Genomic DNA, 17,274 nt, shown 5'->3' with positions numbered 1-17,274 from the left:
AATATACGGTCTGAACATTTGCTTGTGCTGAATAGTTAGCGGCAGGAACATTGTCGAGTGACCACTCTGACCTCCGTGACTGCGCAGACACCGAAACCCACCAGAACTCCTCGGGGGCGCATCGACCCTCGATTGCTGGTCGTCGGAGGCGCAGCCGCGATCTCGATCAGTTCGCTCCTCATCAAGCTGGCCGATGTCGGGCCCTCGACGGCCGTCTTCTTCCGTTGCTTCCTGGCCTTGCCGCCGCTGTTGTGGTTGGCGTGGCGAGAGTACCGCCGGGTGGGCAAACCGAGCCGGCGGGCAGCCGTTCTGCAGGTGCTCGGCGGTCTGTTGCTCGGACTGGATTTCGCGTTGTGGTCGCAGTCGATTCTGATGATCGGCGCGGGTATGGCGAGCGTCGTCGTGAACGTGCAGGTGATTGTGGTGCCCGCACTGTCCTGGTTGGTGTTCGGCAATCGGGTGCCGATGCGCTTCGTCTTCGCCCTACCGTTCATGTTCACGGGAATCGCCTTGGCGGGCGGCGTGTTCGGGGGCGGGGGAACCGGCGACGACCTGCTGTGGGGAACGGCGCTCTCGCTCGTCTCCGGAATCGCGTACGGCGGCTACATCTTCGTGGTCGGTCGTACGGGCGAGGCGGATCGGGCCGCGAGCCAGGTGTTGATCTCGACGACGTCCGCGGGCATCGCCGGCTCCGTCATCGGATCACTGTGGGGCCGGATCGATTTCGTCCCGGGTTGGGAAGCGTTCGGCTGGCTCGCGGCACTGGCGCTGGTCGGCCAGGTGTTCGGCTGGATGCTGATGGGGCACTCGCTCCCTCGGCTGCCCGCCGAGGTGGGCGCGACGCTCCTGCTCATGCAACCGGTCCTCGCCGTACTGCTGGCGGTTGTGCTGCTCGGCGAACGGCCGGGCGTTGGGCAACTACTCGGGTGCGTCGTCGTTGTCGGAGCGGTCTCGGCCGTCTCCATACGTCGCACCCGAGCAGTCACCCGAGTAGGTAGCGCAGGCTAGTGCACTCGCATCTCGCCGGGCATCCACATGCCCGAGCGGGTTGCGGTGCCCGTCTCCACCTCTGCCGGAACAGCATTCGGGAAGTACCGGTCGTAGCGCTCGAGTGATCCCCAGTCTCGTGCCCAGTCGTCCTTCAGGTACGTCGGAACCGTCGTAGCACCGGCGAGGACCTCGGTGAATCCGAGCGGTCCACCGTTGTCTGCGGACTGCCAGGTATCGGTGGAGCTGACGGCCAGGGGACGGTCCGGGAGGATGCGGAAGTTCGGCATCTCGGCCACACCGTTCTGATGTGTGAACGGACGTTGGCACGGGAACTGAAGGCCGACAGCCCAGTCCAGGAGGACCGGCTGCTCGCTGCCGATGTACGAGTCCAGGGACTCGAGCTTGGGCACGCGCGGCGGCGTGAACGCCATCCACTGATCGCCCGTGAGGTTGGGATCGAACGCGACCACCCGAACGGCATCGGCATCTGGCGCGAGTTCGTCGATCGGGATACGGACGTTGCGCCACGACGGCGCCGGGCCGATGTCTCGCGGCATGTACGAACCCTGAACCTGCACGGTTCCGTCGGGCTGAGTCTTGCCGTACTCGACCAGAAGCGACTGGCCGTACGTGATCGCACCGGTGTTGTCGACGGACCACACGCGGCCCGCTACGGACATGACCACCAGCGGTGATTCTTCACTGCGAGTGGGCAATCCGTACCAACTCGAGATGAGGGAAGCAGGTTCCTGCACGCCGGGCTGGTAGCTGCCCATGACCGGTGTCTTCGACGGATCGAGGCCGAAGGGGAGCTTGGCCGTGCTGCCGTTGACGCCGAGGTTACCGGTGCCGCCGCTGGTTCCGGCGCCGGAACCGGTGGCGAAGGTGGGGCCGACACTCTGGCTGTCGGTATTACCCATGCCCTGCTTGACTTCGATGTAATCCGCAGTCAGATCGCTGGGAACCCCATTGGGGGAGAAGCCCTTCGAATCGACTCCGGACAACGGATCCTCCGCGTTGAATCCGGGAGCGGGCAGAGGCCGCAGATTCCCGGAATTGACGTCGGTCTCGACCAGAACATCCTCGGCCATGCCGCAGGTCCTGCCCGCGAGTGCCTCGATGTTGCTTCGGCCCAGCGAGTACGCCGGGTACTGCGACACTGCGCCCTTGAGTAGCGAGAGCACCTCGAACAGGACCATCAGACCGGCAATCACGGTGAGCGGAGCGGCCGCGAACTTGCGAATTCGTCTGCCCTTGGCCGTGTTCGGCTTCTCGGGCGGGGCTGCAAATCCCTCACGCAGGTACTGCCAGGCGGCAAAGGCCAAGGCGAGAGCAAAGAGCGCGAGGAACAGTGTGTTGGATTCACGGCCGTCGTAGGAGATGGTCTTGTCGAACCACGGCACGCCGTAACTCGAGACGTACCAGTAGCCGTTGATGCCGGCGAACGTCAACGCGAGCATCAGGAGCAGTCCGGCCACGAACACCGATCGGTTACGACGCGAGCGCAGGGCAGACGCGGACACAGCCACGGCGGTCAGCGCGGCGAGAGAACCGGCGATGCCCGCGTACGCACCGAAGTGGTGAGTCCACTTGGTGGGGTTGAACATCATCAGGAACATCGTGCCGAAGACGACGCCGACCAGGCGCCACGACGGACCGGTTGCCGCGCCGGGGACGCGGCCGCGCCGCAACAACACGAAGAGCGTCGTGAAGAGGCACAGGATCATCGTCAAGAACGCGAAGCGTCGGGCAACCGAGCCGTCGACCGTCTGGACGAAGAGGTAGTAGTAGCGCAGGAAGTCCTGGTACCACTCGAGATTGGGGCCGATGATCGTTCGGACGCGCGTGGCTTCCATGACGCCGGCAAAGGTCTGGTCGGCGAAGATGACCACCAGCACGATGGTTCCGGCAGCGGCGATCGGAGCGAGAAGTGGCAGTGTGCCGACCAGTCGGTGACGCTTGACGACGATGCGCACCAACGGGCGCACACCGGCGAGAAGGGCTGCGATACACATCAATCCGGTGGGTGCGGCGGCAAGAGTGAAGGCGCCGATCAAAATTGCCGTGGCCGCGGGCAGCAGGCGTCCGGTGGCGATGGCGCGCTCGATGGAGCACCAGGTGAGCAGTGCGCCGAGAGCCACGATGGGCTCGGGGCGAAGACCGTTGTTGTACGCCAGCCAGAAGGACAGGAATACCAGACCGCCGGTCCAGAGGGCGACATTGCTCCGGCGAACCGCCCGGCCGAGACGCGGGACGACCTCGCGGCTGATCACCATCCAGCAGAGGATTCCGGCGAGCAGAGCGGGCAGACGCATGAACGGGCTCGCCGTCGAGATCTTCGCCATCACGGCCAGGACTTCGTAGTACCAGCCGAACGGGGCCTCGGGAACGCCGAACCAACGGAAGTAGTTGGCCATGTATCCCGCGTCCGGCGAGACTCGGGCCATGGTCAGGAGATAACCGTCGTCGGCGGTGTTCGCGCCGATGAAGTGCCAGACGACCAGCGTGCCGACTACAACTCCGTCGATACCGGAGAACTTCCACCACCGTTCGGGCAGGAAGCGTCGGTGCTTGCGGCCGTCGGTGCCGTCGAGGCGAGCCAGGGCGACCAGCGCGACGATGGTCGAGAGCACTGCCACGATCATCGCGACCAGCTTCAGGACGCTGGGGCTCGACGAGAAACGTGAGTCGATCGTCATCGAGAAGCCGAGGCCCTCGGGGGCAGCGCCGTCGGGCAGGTCGCTGAAGACGCCGACCACCTGCGGGCGGAAGTCGCCGTCGAGCTGGCCACGAATCGGGTTGCCGTCGGGATACGTCAGTCCGACGAACTCTGCCGAGGTCCGGTTGACGTCAGAGCTGAACGCGATGGCGCCGCAGCGACTCGACTCGACGTCCTCGCGCGCTGCCGAAGCGACGACGACGTTGCGATCGAGCACGTCGACGCTGGTAGCGGACACGCGGACGAACATCGACGAGAGCGCGGCACCGTCGCCCTGAGCAGGTGCCGTCGACATCAGGATGCCGCCGCCCTCGGGGAGTGAGCTGACCGCGGTGCAGGGGATCGACGCGTTGACGTCGATGGGAACCTGCGCCATCAGCGGTGCCTCGACGTCGCCGATCACGCCGTTCTGTGGCCAGTTGACCGTCGCCGTCGTCTGCACGACAGGAAGCAGAGGAGTTGCCAGTGCGAGTACGAAGCCGAGCAAGCCGGCGATGATCGCAACCCATCGAGTGCGATGGAAACGCTCGCGGGCATCCTGACCAGCAGGAGGCGGCGAACTCGAAGTCTGGGGTGAAGCTGTCACGGCGTCGGGCACGGCTACCGATGGTATGTCAGGGCTGAGCGTGGACCTACCGTGACCGGGTGGTTGGTAGGTCCACGCGTAACAGTTACGACTGGTAACGAATCGGGCCCGGTGTCCAGGTGCCCGAACGGGTCTCGGTGGTGACGTTCATTTGCGCGGGAACTGCGTCCGGATCGAGCGGTGTGTACTGCTCGAGCGAACCCCAGTCACGATCCCAGTCGTTGTCCAGATAGGTGGGCAATGCCCTGGCCGAGAGCAGTTCGCTGGTCCAACCGAGCGGTCCGCCGCCGTAGTGGTCCTGCCAGGCGTTGGTGGACTCCGCGCCGATGCGGTCGGGCAGAATGCGCCACTCGGGGATCTCGGCGACGCCGTACAGATGATCGACCGGGCGTTGACACGGGAAGGCGAGACCGACGGCCCAGTCCATCAGCACCGGATCGGTGGATCCGACGACGTCCTGCAGCGTGCGCATGGTCGGCACTCGCGGCGGTGTCACCGCCAGCCATTGGTCGGCACTGATGTCGGTGTCACTGGCCACCAGACGCACGGTGTCGGCGTCGGCGGGCAGTTGATCCATCGGAACGCGCAGGTTGCGCCACGACGGCGACGGGCCGATGTCGATCGGATCGACTCGTCCCAGCGCGTCGACGCTTCCGTCGGCCTGCTTCTTGCCGTACTCGACCTGCAAGACCGCGCCGGGGGTGACGATGCCGTCGGAGTTGACGTAGCGGATTCGTCCGGCCGCGGCGACCGTGAGGAGCGGTGCGGCGTCGTTGCGCTCGGGCAGTGAGTACCAACCTGTGGTCAGTGACGCGTTCTGGGGCGCTCCGTAACTACCGAGCACCGGCGTTTTTGCGGGGTCGAGCCCGAACGGGAGCGCGACGTTGCTGCCGTTGACGCCCGAGGTCGACTGCGAGCCGCCAGCGGTTCCGGATCCGGTGCCGGGCGTGCTGGTGGTGCCGGACTGAGATGTTGTCGTGTCGAGGCTGTTTGCACTGCCCGCCGTCGAGTCCTCGGCGTCTGCGGTGAGGTCGCCGGCGACTCCGTCCGGCGAGAATCCGGTCGATTCGCTTGCACCGAAAGCTCCGGCGCCGGCGAGGTCGGTGGGCCTGTCCAGCAATTGCAGGACGCCGGTGTTGGGATCGGATTCCACGAGTACCTCACCCGCGAGACCGCAGCTTCCGCCGAAGACGGATTCGATGTTGGACTTGCCGATCGAGTACGCGGGGTACTGAGCGACCGCTCCCTTGAGTAGGGACAGCACCTCGAAGAGCACGACGGCTCCGGCCGCGATGGTCAACGGTGACGGGGCGAGAAGGCGAAGTCGCCTTGTCTTCTTGACGCTGTCTTCCGCACCGTTTCGCTCGCGCGGCTCCATGACGTGGTACCAGGCTGCCAGCAGCAGCGTGAGGATCGTGAGGCCGAGGAAGGCCGTCGAGAATCCCTTGCCGGCGATTGACGGTGGCTTGTCCCACCACGGGACGCCGTAACTCGAGACATACCACCAGCCGTTGGAGCTGGTGAACGCCACAGCGAGGATGAACAGGATGCCCGCGGCGAACAGCGCGCGGTTTCGTTTGGAACGCATGCTCGACGCACTCACGCCGACGGCGGCGAGCACGGCAACCGTAGCGGCCAGACCGGCGTACACACCGAAGTGGTGAGTCCACTTGGTGGGGGTGAACTGCATCAGGAGCAGCGACGCGAACACGATGCCGAGGATTCGGCGCGAGGGCCCGATCGCGGTACCGGGGATCCGGCCCTTGCGCAGGATCATCATGACGCAGAAGACGAGTCCGACGATCATGACGAACATGCCGAAGCGGCGGGCCAGTGAGCCGTCGGGGGAGATGGTCATCAGTGCGTCCCACCGCAACCGCTCCTCGAACCACGGAACGTTCGGCCCGACGGCGGTTCGCACCCTGGTGGATTCGAGAACCGTTGCGAGGGTTTGATCTGCGAAGACTGCGACAAGAACCACGGTTCCGGCTGCGAGGATCGGCATGACCTGGGACAGGAAGCCGACGCGTTTGCCGCGGGCGATCAGGATCTGCAGGATCGGCCGGGCTCCGGCGATCAGCGCGCCGATGGCGATCAGCCCCGAAGGTCCGGCGGCCAGCGAGAATGCGGCGATCAGCACGGCCATCGCGGCGGGCAACAGACGTCCGGTGGCGATGGCGCGCTCGATGGAGCACCACGTGAGCAGGGCGCCGAGGGCAATGATGGGTTCGGGACGCAGGCCGTTGTTGTACGGCAACCAGAAGGCCAGGAACACGAGCCCGCCCGTCCAGATGGCAACCTTGTTGCGGCGCACCGCAACACCGAGTCGCGGTATCACCTCGCGGCTGATGACCATCCAGCACAGAATGCCGGCGATCAATGCGGGCAGGCGCATCCACATGCTCGCGGTGCTGACCTTCGCGAACAGCGCCAGCACGTCGTAGTACCAACCGAACGGCGCTTCGGGGACGCCGAACCAACGGAAGTAATTGGCCATGTACCCGGAGTGCTCCGAGACTCTGGCCATGCCGAGCAGATAACCGTCGTCGGAAGTGTTGGCGCCGAACACATGCCAGAGCGCCAGCGTGCCGATCACCAGGGCGTCGATGCCGGTGAACTTCCACCACCGTGCCGGAAGGAACCGCCGGGCACGACGGCCGTCGACGCCGTCGATCCGGTGCAGTGCGTACAGCGAGACGATGGTCGAGAGTGCCGCGACGATCATCGCGAACAGTTTGAGAAGTGTGGGGCTGGACGAGAACCGCGAGTCGACGTCCATGTGGGCAGACAATCCGGCGGGCGCTGCGCCCTGCAGGTCGGTGAAGATGCCGACAACCTGTGGGCGGTAGTCACCGGTCAGGGTGGTGCCGACGCCGTCGATTCCGGTGACCGCCGCGACGGTCTGCTCGGAGTTGGTCGTGATGGTGATCGCCGTGCACCCGCTCAGTTGATCGAGCGGAGCCGAGATCAACACCGAATCGCGAGTGAGTGCTTCGAGGCGGTCGGCAGTGGTGCGGACGGTGAGGCCGCGAGCGTTTCGGTCCGGCGCACCGTTCGGCATGGTCGAGAGCAGTGTGCCGCCGCTGCCGCCCAACTGGCCGAGGGTGGAACAGGGAATGCTGATGTCGAGCGATGTGGGCGAGTAGGAGATCAGCGGCGACGAGACGCTGTTGACGGTCCCACCCTGCGGCCAGTCGATGCTCGCGGCTTCCTGCTTGACGGGCAGGAACGGCGTCGCGAGTGCAAGAAGCAGGCCAAGAAGGCCGGTGACTATCGCGATGAGTCGTGCCGTCCGGACTCTCTGGGAATCCGATTCTCGGGGAGCTTCGGGGCCAGTGGGCACGGGTTTCGGGGGCACTACTACTTCAGACGGCACAAGGAACGATGTTAGGCGAGTGCGGGCCCACACATCCTGAGAGAACTACTCAGGATGCAACTTCCTGTTCGGATTGTGGTGTTTCAAGTGTTCGGGCGATGGTGTCGAGTGAAATACCCAACACTTCCGCGACCGCGCTGATGGTGAAGAAGGCGGGTGTCGCGATGCGTCCGGTTTCGATCTTGCGCAGCGTTTCGACGGAGATACCGGCGTCGAGCGCTACCTGAACCATGCTTCGGTCCCCCCGCGCCGATCGCAGGAGTTCACCCAGTCGTAGTCCTCGTTCGAGTTCTTCCGCCGTCAGCGGCACGCGCACCATGTGCTTATAGTAATACCGGTATAGTTATTCGACAAGGAAGGTGTTCGAGATGGTCGAAATCAAGACCGCAGGGGAAATCGACGCGATGGCGGCGGCGGGGAGAATCACCGCGCAGGCGCTGGCTGCGGCGCGTGAGGCGGCGAGCGTCGGAGTGACGTTGCTCGAATTGGACGCCGTTGCCGCGGAGGTCATTTCGGCTGCCGGCGCCTCGGCGCTGTTCTTGAATTACCGGCCGGCGACGGCGCCGATACCCTTTCCCGGCGTCGCCTGCATCAGTGTGAACGATGCTGTGGTGCACGGTATCCCGAATGGGTACCGACTCCGTGACGGTGACCTGGTCAGTATCGACTGCGGTGCGAGACTCGACGGCTGGTGCGGCGATTCTGCCATCAGCTTCACCGTCGGACAGGGAAGTAGTGAGGATCAGGCACTGATCGACGCGACCGATGAGGCACTTGCCCGTGGCATTGCCGCCGCCCAGCCCGGAAACCGATTGGGCGACATCGGTGCCGCGATCGGACAGTACGCGCGTGGCCTCGGATACGGCATGCTCGCCGATCACGGTGGGCACGGCATCGGCCGCGAGATGCACGAAGGCCCGGACGTGCCCAACGAAGGTCGAGCAGGCAAAGGCTTCCGGTTACGGCCCGGCCTGGTCATCGCCATCGAACCGATGCTCATCGCCGACGGAACCGACGACTACCGGCACGACGCCGACGGGTGGACCCTTCGCACCGTTTCGGGCGCCAGGGCTGCGCACAGTGAGCACACTGTCGCGATCACCGAAGACGGTCCGGTGATCATGACCCGCTGATCAACCCGCTCAGCTCTGGTTGGAGGTCTTGCCGCTCACGAGGTCTCGTACGTCCCACACCCACACGTCGTCGACGCGCTTGGCGTCGAAGCCGACCAGCTCGTCGACCGTGTGGCGCAGGGCGTCGTCGCCGGAGAATCGGGGAAGCACCAGTACGTCGGCGTGCCAGTACCGCAGGTCGGTCAGGGCGTTCGCTCTGGTGCCCACATCGATCAACGGGACCTTGCCGGTTTGTTTGGCATTGACCAGCAGGGTCGAGGTGGGCCGTGACTCGGCGCCGTAGATTCCGGCGCGGGTCTTCGAATCCGGGCCGACGAAGTACCCGCCGGCGATGGGGAAGCCGAAGTCGGCGTCGACCTGCCAGCTCAGTGCGCGGGCGTCTTCGGCGCTCGCGACGGGGACCGTCACCAGGGTGCCGTCGCTGACGTAGTTCTCCCACGAGCCGCTGGTGATGAATTCAGGCGTCGCAGATCGCTGATCGGCGTCGATGGGGGTCGGGATCAGGGGAATCATCGCGACGGCGAGTGCCACCAGCCAGACACCGGCTGCCGTGCGGCGCGGTCCACGAAGTTCGACAAAAGCGCGGTAGGTGCCGAGGGTGAGCAGCAGCCCGATCGCCGGAATCGCGCCCATGGCGAATCGGGATTCGAGCACCGATTCGAACAACGGCAAGTCGGCGAGGAGTTTCCACGGCAGGGTGATGCCGGTCTTGTCACCGTCGATGGTCAGTTCGGAACCGAGCGAGAGCACACCCATCACCACGATCACGGCGGCGGCAGCGCGGGTCAGACGGATGCGCCACAGCCACACCGTTGCACCGAGAAGCAGGAGCACCAACGGCCATCCGAAGTACGCATTCTCCTCGGTCGGGTTCATTCGGAACTCCGCGCCCTCGGGATCACCCGCAACCGATTCGGTCGGGAACGTGGTGAGTGCAGCGGTGTCGTTGCCTGCCTGACCGTGTGAGACGCCGTCGTAGCTCGCAGGGCCGAAGAACTGCGACCACAGCGGCACCGCGGTGATCAGGAGTGTGACCGCGCCGCCGATCACGAGACCGGGCATCGCGCGCTTGATCGCCTGGCGCGACTTGGCCAGGTCAGGCAGTGCATAGGCGGCGCCGAACACCATGGCTGACATCGTGAAGATGAGGAGCGGCTCTTCGCCGAGGAAGATCTGCCACGCGACGAGTAGGCCGAGAACGATTCCGTCGCGAACCGGACGCTTGCCGTTCGAGATGCGTACTACCTGCAAGAAGATGAAGGGGAGTACGAAGAACGCGACGAAGTTCGGATGACCGTTGGCGTGCGAAATCATGGCGGGCGCGAATCCGCAGAACCCCGCTCCGACGGCGGCGGCGATCTTGGAGCGGACGGAGACGCCGGTAAGTACGTGCCGCGAGAATGCCCAGTACCAAGCGATGGCGGTGCCGCCGAGGCCGGCGGTCAGCCCGATCGCATACGTGGCTGTCGGTCCGAAGATCAGCGTGATCGGGGCCAACGGGATGCTGATGCCGAACATCGCGGTATTGGCCATCAGGTTCACGCCGAGCGGGTAATTCTGCAGGTCACTGAACAGCGGGCTGCGGAACTGGGCGAGGGCGTGAGCGGTATCGGCGAAGAACCATTCCCACATGGCCTGGTCGCGGCCCGCGTTGAACAGATAGCCGGACTGCAGATCGCTCCACAGGTTCGACATCACGTAGATCGCCGCAACGGTGAACGTCGCCATGATCGCGAGGTCGACAAGACGCCCGCGCTGGACGACCGAGCGCCGCACTGCTGAACGGACTCGCCCTGGACGTGCTTCTTCGAGCAGTTGGACGTCGGGCAAGGTCTCGGTCATGCAGTCGGTGCCTTTCGGTTCTGGCGCCCATCCCTGAAGTGGCAGTTCTCAGAAGTTCGGGCTGGCCTATTTAGGTCTCGATTCGATAACTTCCTCTGTCAGAGTAACGAACAAAACGGTTCGCGTCCGCGAGCGGGCGCAGTCGACGGGACAAACCGGGCCACCCGACTTGTCCGGAAAGTAATGTTTTCGTGCATCGTTTGACGGGTTCGTGACCGGGGTATCGCAACAAGGATCTTGCTCGCGTTTGTTCAGGCAGCCCCGACGAATCCCATCCTCGACGAAGAGTTGGAACCAACGTCCGGGGCCTATACCGGATGGGATGGTGCTTGTGCATGTCGAAGACAGCAGTTCGCAGTAGCGCAGTGGGAGCAGTGGCCTTACTGGCCGTTGTCCTGGGGGGTGGGACGGCGTCGGCAGGCGTCGACAACACCAGTTCGATCACCGACGTCAAAGGAAATCGGATAGAGGTCTATCAGGCTGATACCGCTATCCACGTCTTTCCGCCTCTCGACAGCTCACCGCTGAGCGTCGAGTTCTTCCACGACGGGGTTGCCGGCGTGAAGATCGACGGGCCGGACGCAGCAAGTTTCACCGGCACGAAGCTGACGATCGGTTATCAAATCGGCTACCCGATCGCGTTGACCGGCGCGACGGTCGTTCTCAATAGCCCCGGTCTCGACTGGGCTGTCGAGAGTGGAACCAACCTCGGTATCGGTCTGGTTCCGGACTTCGAACTGGGCCTGGACATTTCGAACGGGTTCGCCATCGGCGGCGACATCATTCCTTCACAGGAACTGGACGTCGATCTGGCGCCGGGCGGTATCACCGACGTCGCGCTACTCGAAGACCAGGAATTCGACGGACCTGAAGCAGCCGTCCGGCTCTCCGGAGTTCACGGATACGTACAGGGAGCAATCGGGCCGGTAACCATCAGGCCCTACGCGAAGGCTGTCACGTCGAATGGCGATACCGTCGTCACTTACGGTGTGCCGCAACGACTGTAAAGCAGTGCCGGCGCTCCCGCCCTCACGCTGCAACAGCGTGGTGGTGGGAGCGTTCCGCGTTGTGAGTTGTCGAATCGGTGCCACGAATAGGCTCGGCGTCCGCCCAATGGGCACTGCGGGAAACACTGACGAGTTTCGCGACCAGCCGTGCCGCGATCCACACGAGGTACACGGCGGTGATCAGAAGCAGAAGCGCCCAGTCGTGCGCGAAGAATCCGACTATCCCGCCGATCGTGAACGCGAGGGCGACGAAGACGACGCGTCCTCCCACGTCGGTCTCGACCAGATACTCCGGCTCGATCGGATCGTCGAAGTCGTTCGATTCATCGGCGTCTCCAGCCGATTCGGCTCTGGACTTCTCGTGGTGTTCGGTCGGGATCTCGAGTAGCTCACCCCATTCGAGCACCGCAACGGTGTGTGCGGTGTCGGTCGGGATCGCGCGGTAGTCGCGGGACTCGGAAACGTCGATGAGAGCCCTTGCCAGAGTGAGTACTTCGATGCGATTGCGAATCGCGACGCTCAACACTTCGTGGAAGGCCTGCTCGCGCCCGAACGGTTTGCCGCGCGCAATGACCAGAACATGTTCTGCGGAATCGAGAACTGCACGATGCGGTACAAGCTCGCGGCTTTGCGTAACGAGTTCGCTCACTGTCATCACCTACCCCGCCGGTGGTTGATGCGGCCGTTTGCTCGACTGCGCTTGGAGGGGCTGAGTACCCCGGCAGTTTCGGAAACAAACTCGCCGGACAGCGTGTCAGATTTGCGCAGCCGGGGCCGAGAGTGCTCCGAGGCAACTTTCGATCAGGTCGGCAACAATCACGTGAGCACGTTCTCGGCTGTCGACGCGACCCTCCCACGTGGCAAAAGTGACGACGGCGAGCACGGTCAGAGTTGCCGCCCGAAGTTCGGCGATCTCTGCCGGCAACGAGGACGCAGTGACTATCCGCCGCTGAACTTCGCGGAAACTCTCGGCCTGCATGTGATCACGGATGGTCGACGACATGGCCGGGTCGAAGATCGACTGCACCAGGAACCGTGCGTACAACGTGCCCTCGCGGTAGATGGTCTGTTCCGCCAACGGCAGGACGAGAGCCTCGACGAGGGCACGCATCGTCGGTGGATTCGCGTCGAGATCGATCGTGTCGAGCAACTCGCGTCGACGCTCACCGGCAGGTCGCATTCTGGACTCGACGACGGCCGCCAGCAAACCTTCACGTGAACCGAAGTGATACTGCGCAGCCGATTTGTTGGCCTGTCCGGCTTCGGTCTGAACATCACGAAGCGTCAGAGCGGCCAGACCTCGTTCGGCAACCAGACGCTCGGCTGCATCGATCATTGCCGCTCGGGCATCGGTTCGAGTCACGGTATGAAGTTAGGGGTGCGTCGGGGTCGCGTCAACGACCCCGACGGTAAGCCTTTTGTGACGTATCTCCTGGTTAGATCGCGTCAGAGCGGGTAACGACCACAAACGGGCCCTGCTCGGTGACTGTGAAACGAGGATCGTCGAACAGTTCCTTGGGGAACGTGACCGTGTAGCGGCGGACGTTCGGGTCGTTGGGGTAGACATCCTCGGCCAACCGCAGCGTGTACCCGTCGGCGCCCTGGCGGAAGACGAAGGCGTCGGGACTGCGCCACGGCGACGCGTCCAGCGCAGCTATCAGTTCGTCAGGGGTCTTCAGTTCCGACCACTGCTCTATCAGTGCGGCGCGGGCACGGAAATCGGCGAGGGGGTTTGCGTAGTGCGACGTCAGACCTTGGAAACCGAAGTACGGGTAGAAGCTCAGGAAGCCGATGTCGGCGGTGAGTACCACCGTGTCATGGGGTTCACGTCCCAACTGTTCGCGGATGATCCGGTCGATGTCCGCGTAATTGGCTTCGGCCCCGGGAGGTCGCTTGTCCCCGCGCTCGCCGTTGCCGTCGGTATCGCTGTATGCCACAGCGATATCCGGCGCCAGCACCTGCGGGATGTTCTGCGCGAAGGCGATGGCTCCGATGGCACCGAGTGCAACCAGTACCGCTTTGACGCGGGGATTTTCGCTGGTGGCCAGGACGATCCAACCGGCGAACTCGACGAATCCGAACACGCCGGCGGCCGCAAGGAGTCCGATCAGGACCGGCTCCAGTCGAAAGCCGAGGAGCGTACTGCCGGCAACGGTGAACGTCATCGACAGCAGTGCCCACAGATACACGGCAATGACACCGATACCGAGTGCCCGGGCGCGGCGGGAGAAGAGGAAACGAGAAATCAGCCAGACCGTGCCGAGTAGGCACAGTCCGCCGACGAGGGTGAAGCTCAGCATCGGGAAGGGCAGTACCGCACCGGAATCGGGGAGGTAGTGCATTGCCGTGCCGGATTCTGCAGTGGCACCCGAGAGTGCCTTCAACAGGTAGGGCGCCCAGACCGTCAGAGCGACCAGTCCGGAGATCACGGCGATGACAGCGAGCCTGACAAGGGGACCCAGTGCGGCTTTCCACGTGTTCTGAGCGCGGGCGGCAAGTACTGCGGCAACGACTGCCATCAGAGTCACGGCGAATGCGGCGAATCCGAGGTACAGCGTGTAGACGGTTGCGGCAAAACCGAGGAACAGGCCCGTCCCGAGAATTGCGCCGGCTCCGGCAAATCGAGAGGCACCCGGGCGATCGAGAGCCCCCCACGCCAGGATCAGCACCGGCGGGATCAGGAGGTTGATGACGGCGCCGTACGCCTCGGGGGAGTTGTACGCCAACACGACGGCAGTGACGGCCAACGCTGCGACTACGGCCCAATCGCGTCGAATCAGCTTGGTCCACAACACGAGTGCAACGACGGCGACGACAGCCAGCGAGCCGATCGCGTAGGGCTTGAAGGCTTCCCAACCGTCCATGCCCAGCAGGTTCGCGACGCGTCCACCGATCCAGAACCAGCCGGCCGGGTAGAACGGCGGCAGATCCACGTACGTCATGTCCTGCAGCGCAGCCGAATCCGTCAGCCGGGTCAGGTACTCGGTCCGGAACTGCTGATCGACCGAGACGCCGTGCAGATACAGACTCGTCGCGGCCAGGGGAAGTCCGAGCGTCGTGGTGACGAAACCGGAGAGCCCGGCCCACGAGAGGAGTTTTGCGACCCGCTCGGCCTTGCGGGCGCGGAACATCAGAACCGCAACACCGACCACTGCGATGCAGAGCACCTGCAGCACCGTCGTGACGGCCTGCGTGACGTTGGAAGACGTGAACGCCGGCCACTGCACTCGGCCGAAAGCAAAGAGCCCGACAGCGGCTACAACAGCGGCGACCAGCGCTCCGAGGGCCATTTCCACCACCGTCGCCGCGGCATTACGCCACGGCGACGGGGTCGAAAGTTCTGTACTCGGAGCAGTTGTTGTTTCTGGCACGGGAGGAGCTTAAACCGGCAACTTCCGGAAGATCGGGCGCGGCACGTGGCGAAGACCCATCATGACGAAACGCCACGGGCCGGGAGTCCAGACGATTTCCTTGCCCTTGTCCGAGGCGGCAACAGCGAGCTTCGCGACGATGTCCTTGTTGACCGTCAGCGGAGCTTCCTTGACGTGGGCACTGAACTGCGTGCGCACCATGCCGGGACGGACGACGGTGACCTGCGGTCCGAATTCCGCGAGAGCCTCGCCGAGTCCGAGGTAGAAACCGTCGAGGCCCGCCTTGGTGGAGCCGTAGACGAAGTTGGCACGCTTGACGCGCTCGCCGGCAACCGACGACATCGCGATGATCTTGCCGAAGCCCTGAGCCTTCATCTTCTCGCCGAGAAGAACACCGACCGAGACGGATGCGGTGTAGTTCACGTTTGCGACCAGAACCGCCTTGCGCTGGTTCTGCCACAGCTCTTCGGAGTCACCGTCCAGTGCGAAGGCGACGATCGCGACGTCGACGTCCCCGTTCGAGAACGCCTGGTCGATCACCTTCGGGTGCGATTCGAAATCAACGGCGTCGAAGTCGATGAGCTCCACCGAGGTGGCACCCTTCGCTTCGAGCTGCTTGACCGCAGCTTCGCGTCCCGGATCGCCGGGAAGTGCCGCAAGAATGACGCGGAGCGGCGCCTTCTTCAGGTATTCCTCACAGATGGCGAGGCCGATCTCGGAGGTTCCACCGAGAAGCAAAACGGTTTGCGGGTTACCTACAGCGTTGATCACAGTTCCAGCCTTCTGGACATATCGGAGGCGAAAACGCCTGTGGGGTCGTACTTGCGGCGCGTCGCGATCCACTCGTCGATGCGCGGGTACATGGCGTGGAAGGTTTCCGCGGACGTCCGCGAATCCTTGGCCGTGTACAGGCGCCCACCGAATTCGAGGACACGCTTGTCGAGTTCGGTGACGAACTCGTTCAGGCCCGGCTTGATGCGGAAGTCGACGCAGATGTTCCAGCCCGGGATCGGGAAGCTCAGCGGCGCCTGATTGCCCTCGCCGAAGAGCTTGAACACGTTGAGGAACGAGTAGTGCCCGCTGCGCTGGATGTCGACGATGATCTTCTTGAATTCGTCGACGGCCTCCGGCGGAACCACGAACTGGTACTGCAGGAATCCGTTGGATCCGTACGCCCGGTTCCACTCACCGAACATGTCGAGCGGGTGGTAGAACTGCGTCAGATTCTGGACCTTGCCGCGGTACTTGCCGGACTTGCGGAACCAGACCTCACCGATCGCGGTGAAGTTGAACTTGTTGGCCAGCCCGTTGGGGAAGACGTCGGGGAACGTCAGCAACTGCGGCGCATCGAAGGCGAGCGGGTTCTTCTGCAGCTTGGCCGGAAGCTGGTCGAGCTTCGCCAGAGATCCGCGCGAGACTGCCGCACGGCCGAGCTTCGGGGGCGCGGAAATCGCGTCGAACCAGGCGCTCGAGTACTCGTAGTTGGCCTCGCTGCCGTCGCTGTGCAGCGCGATGGTCTCGTCGAGGCTGTTGGTGACGTCGCCGTCGGCGATGAAGTACGCCGTCTCGGTCGGTGTCATCTTGATGGTTGCCCGCAAGATGATGCCCGTCAGGCCCATGCCGCCGATCGTGGCCCAGAACAGTGCGGCCTTCGGGTCGTTACGCCCGCCCTTGGGGGTGAGCGTGCGAACCTTGCCGTCGGCCGTCAGTAGATCCAACGACACGACGTGGTTGCCGAAGCTACCTGCGCTGTGGTGGTTCTTGCCGTGGATGTCCGAGCCGATGGCGCCGCCGATCGTGACCTGGCGAGTACCCGGCAGGACCGGAACCCACAGGCCGAACGGCAGAGCAGCCTTCATCAGCTGATCCAGATTCACACCGGCGTCGACGTCCACCAGGGCGGTGTCGCGATCGATGCGATGAATGCGGCTGAGTGCATTCATGTCGATGACCAGCCCACCGGCATTCTGCGCCGGGTCGCCGTACGAGCGGCCGAGGCCGCGCGCGATGACACCGCGTCGCAGATGCGATGGCTTGGAATCGTTCTGTTCCGCAACCTGGGCGACCGCGTTGGCGATCACTTCCACGTCGGGGGTGGACAGCACCTGTGCGGTGGTGGCGGCGGTGCGTCCCCAACCGGTGAGGGTGCGGGCTTGGGTGTGGAGAGCCGGCTGCGGCGTCTCTTCTGCTGTCGTGGACATCAAGGTAGAGGTTACCTGGGAGTAGTGCCGACGGCTCCGACTCGAGTGG

12 protein-coding genes are annotated in these 17,274 nt (G+C 64.2%); 3 read left to right on the top strand and 9 right to left on the bottom strand.

From position 1 onward, the window contains the following. The first annotated feature begins 57 nt into the window (after positions 1-57). Complete coding sequence (locus tag B0E55_RS06055) at positions 58-1,008, top strand: DMT family transporter (RefSeq protein ID WP_047888755.1); 951 nt, start codon at positions 58-60, stop codon at positions 1,006-1,008. On the opposite strand, the gene B0E55_RS06050 is transcribed toward B0E55_RS06055, so the two are convergent. The 3 genes from B0E55_RS06050 to B0E55_RS06040 all read right to left on the bottom strand — a co-directional run bounded on the left by B0E55_RS06050 (position 1,005) and on the right by B0E55_RS06040 (position 7,990). Then, positions 1,005-4,307, bottom strand: coding sequence for an arabinosyltransferase domain-containing protein (locus tag B0E55_RS06050; RefSeq protein ID WP_080909282.1), 3,303 nt, complete (start codon positions 4,305-4,307; stop codon positions 1,005-1,007). The two genes, B0E55_RS06055 and B0E55_RS06050, sit on opposite strands and share 4 nt — an antisense overlap. Positions 4,308-4,380: 73 nt before the next feature. Beyond that, positions 4,381-7,671, bottom strand: a complete 3,291-nt coding sequence (locus tag B0E55_RS06045) for an arabinosyltransferase domain-containing protein (protein ID WP_443216803.1) — start codon at positions 7,669-7,671, stop codon at positions 4,381-4,383. Between the two features lie 49 nt (positions 7,672-7,720). Beyond that, the gene (locus B0E55_RS06040) at positions 7,721-7,990 is read right to left on the bottom strand and encodes a helix-turn-helix domain-containing protein (protein WP_003943854.1); all 270 of its coding nucleotides are present in this window, start codon (positions 7,988-7,990) and stop codon (positions 7,721-7,723) included. A 49-nt stretch (positions 7,991-8,039) separates the two neighbouring features. Here B0E55_RS06040 and map point away from each other — a divergent pair, with 49 nt between their 5' ends. Next, complete coding sequence (gene map, locus B0E55_RS06035; RefSeq protein WP_020905776.1) at positions 8,040-8,804, top strand: type I methionyl aminopeptidase; 765 nt, start codon at positions 8,040-8,042, stop codon at positions 8,802-8,804. A gap of 9 nt (positions 8,805-8,813) precedes the next feature. Here map and B0E55_RS06030 read toward each other — a convergent pair whose 3' ends face one another. Continuing rightward, positions 8,814-10,646, bottom strand: coding sequence for a glycosyl transferase (locus tag B0E55_RS06030; RefSeq protein ID WP_019746419.1), 1,833 nt, complete (start codon positions 10,644-10,646; stop codon positions 8,814-8,816). Between the two features lie 335 nt (positions 10,647-10,981). Between B0E55_RS06030 and B0E55_RS06025 the strand changes: the two genes are divergently transcribed. Beyond that, a complete protein-coding gene (locus B0E55_RS06025) occupies positions 10,982-11,653 on the top strand; it encodes an MspA family porin (protein WP_020968119.1) in 672 nt (223 codons plus the stop codon). A gap of 22 nt (positions 11,654-11,675) precedes the next feature. On the opposite strand, the gene B0E55_RS06020 is transcribed toward B0E55_RS06025, so the two are convergent. The 5 genes from B0E55_RS06020 to B0E55_RS06000 form a co-directional block, all read right to left on the bottom strand. Continuing rightward, positions 11,676-12,308: a hypothetical protein gene (locus B0E55_RS06020; protein WP_195849558.1), complete on the bottom strand. Its 633-nt coding sequence runs from the start codon at positions 12,306-12,308 to the stop codon at positions 11,676-11,678. Positions 12,309-12,407: 99 nt separating this feature from the next. After that, positions 12,408-13,016, bottom strand: coding sequence for a TetR/AcrR family transcriptional regulator (locus tag B0E55_RS06015; protein ID WP_024487671.1), 609 nt, complete (start codon positions 13,014-13,016; stop codon positions 12,408-12,410). A gap of 73 nt (positions 13,017-13,089) precedes the next feature. Continuing rightward, positions 13,090-14,943 (bottom strand): galactan 5-O-arabinofuranosyltransferase, encoded by a 1,854-nt coding sequence (locus B0E55_RS06010; protein ID WP_080909420.1) that lies wholly within the window; start codon positions 14,941-14,943, stop codon positions 13,090-13,092. Positions 14,944-15,033: 90 nt separating this feature from the next. Continuing rightward, positions 15,034-15,795 carry a decaprenylphospho-beta-D-erythro-pentofuranosid-2-ulose 2-reductase gene (locus B0E55_RS06005; RefSeq protein ID WP_019746424.1) on the bottom strand — a complete coding sequence of 254 codons (762 nt, stop codon included), beginning with the start codon at positions 15,793-15,795 and terminating at the stop codon, positions 15,034-15,036. After that, on the bottom strand, positions 15,792-17,225 hold the full coding sequence (locus B0E55_RS06000; RefSeq protein ID WP_003943934.1) for an FAD-binding oxidoreductase: 1,434 nt from the start codon (positions 17,223-17,225) through the stop codon (positions 15,792-15,794). Before B0E55_RS06000 ends, B0E55_RS06005 begins: the two co-directional genes overlap by 4 nt. Between the last annotated feature and the right edge of the window lie 49 nt (positions 17,226-17,274).

It is taken from the genome of Rhodococcus sp. 66b (genome assembly GCF_002076325.1).
Taxonomy (GTDB): Bacteria; Actinomycetota; Actinomycetes; order Mycobacteriales; family Mycobacteriaceae; genus Rhodococcus_F; species Rhodococcus_F erythropolis.
The sequence above is the reverse complement of the archived record's forward strand: the minus strand, read 5'-3'. Positions and strand labels throughout refer to the sequence as shown.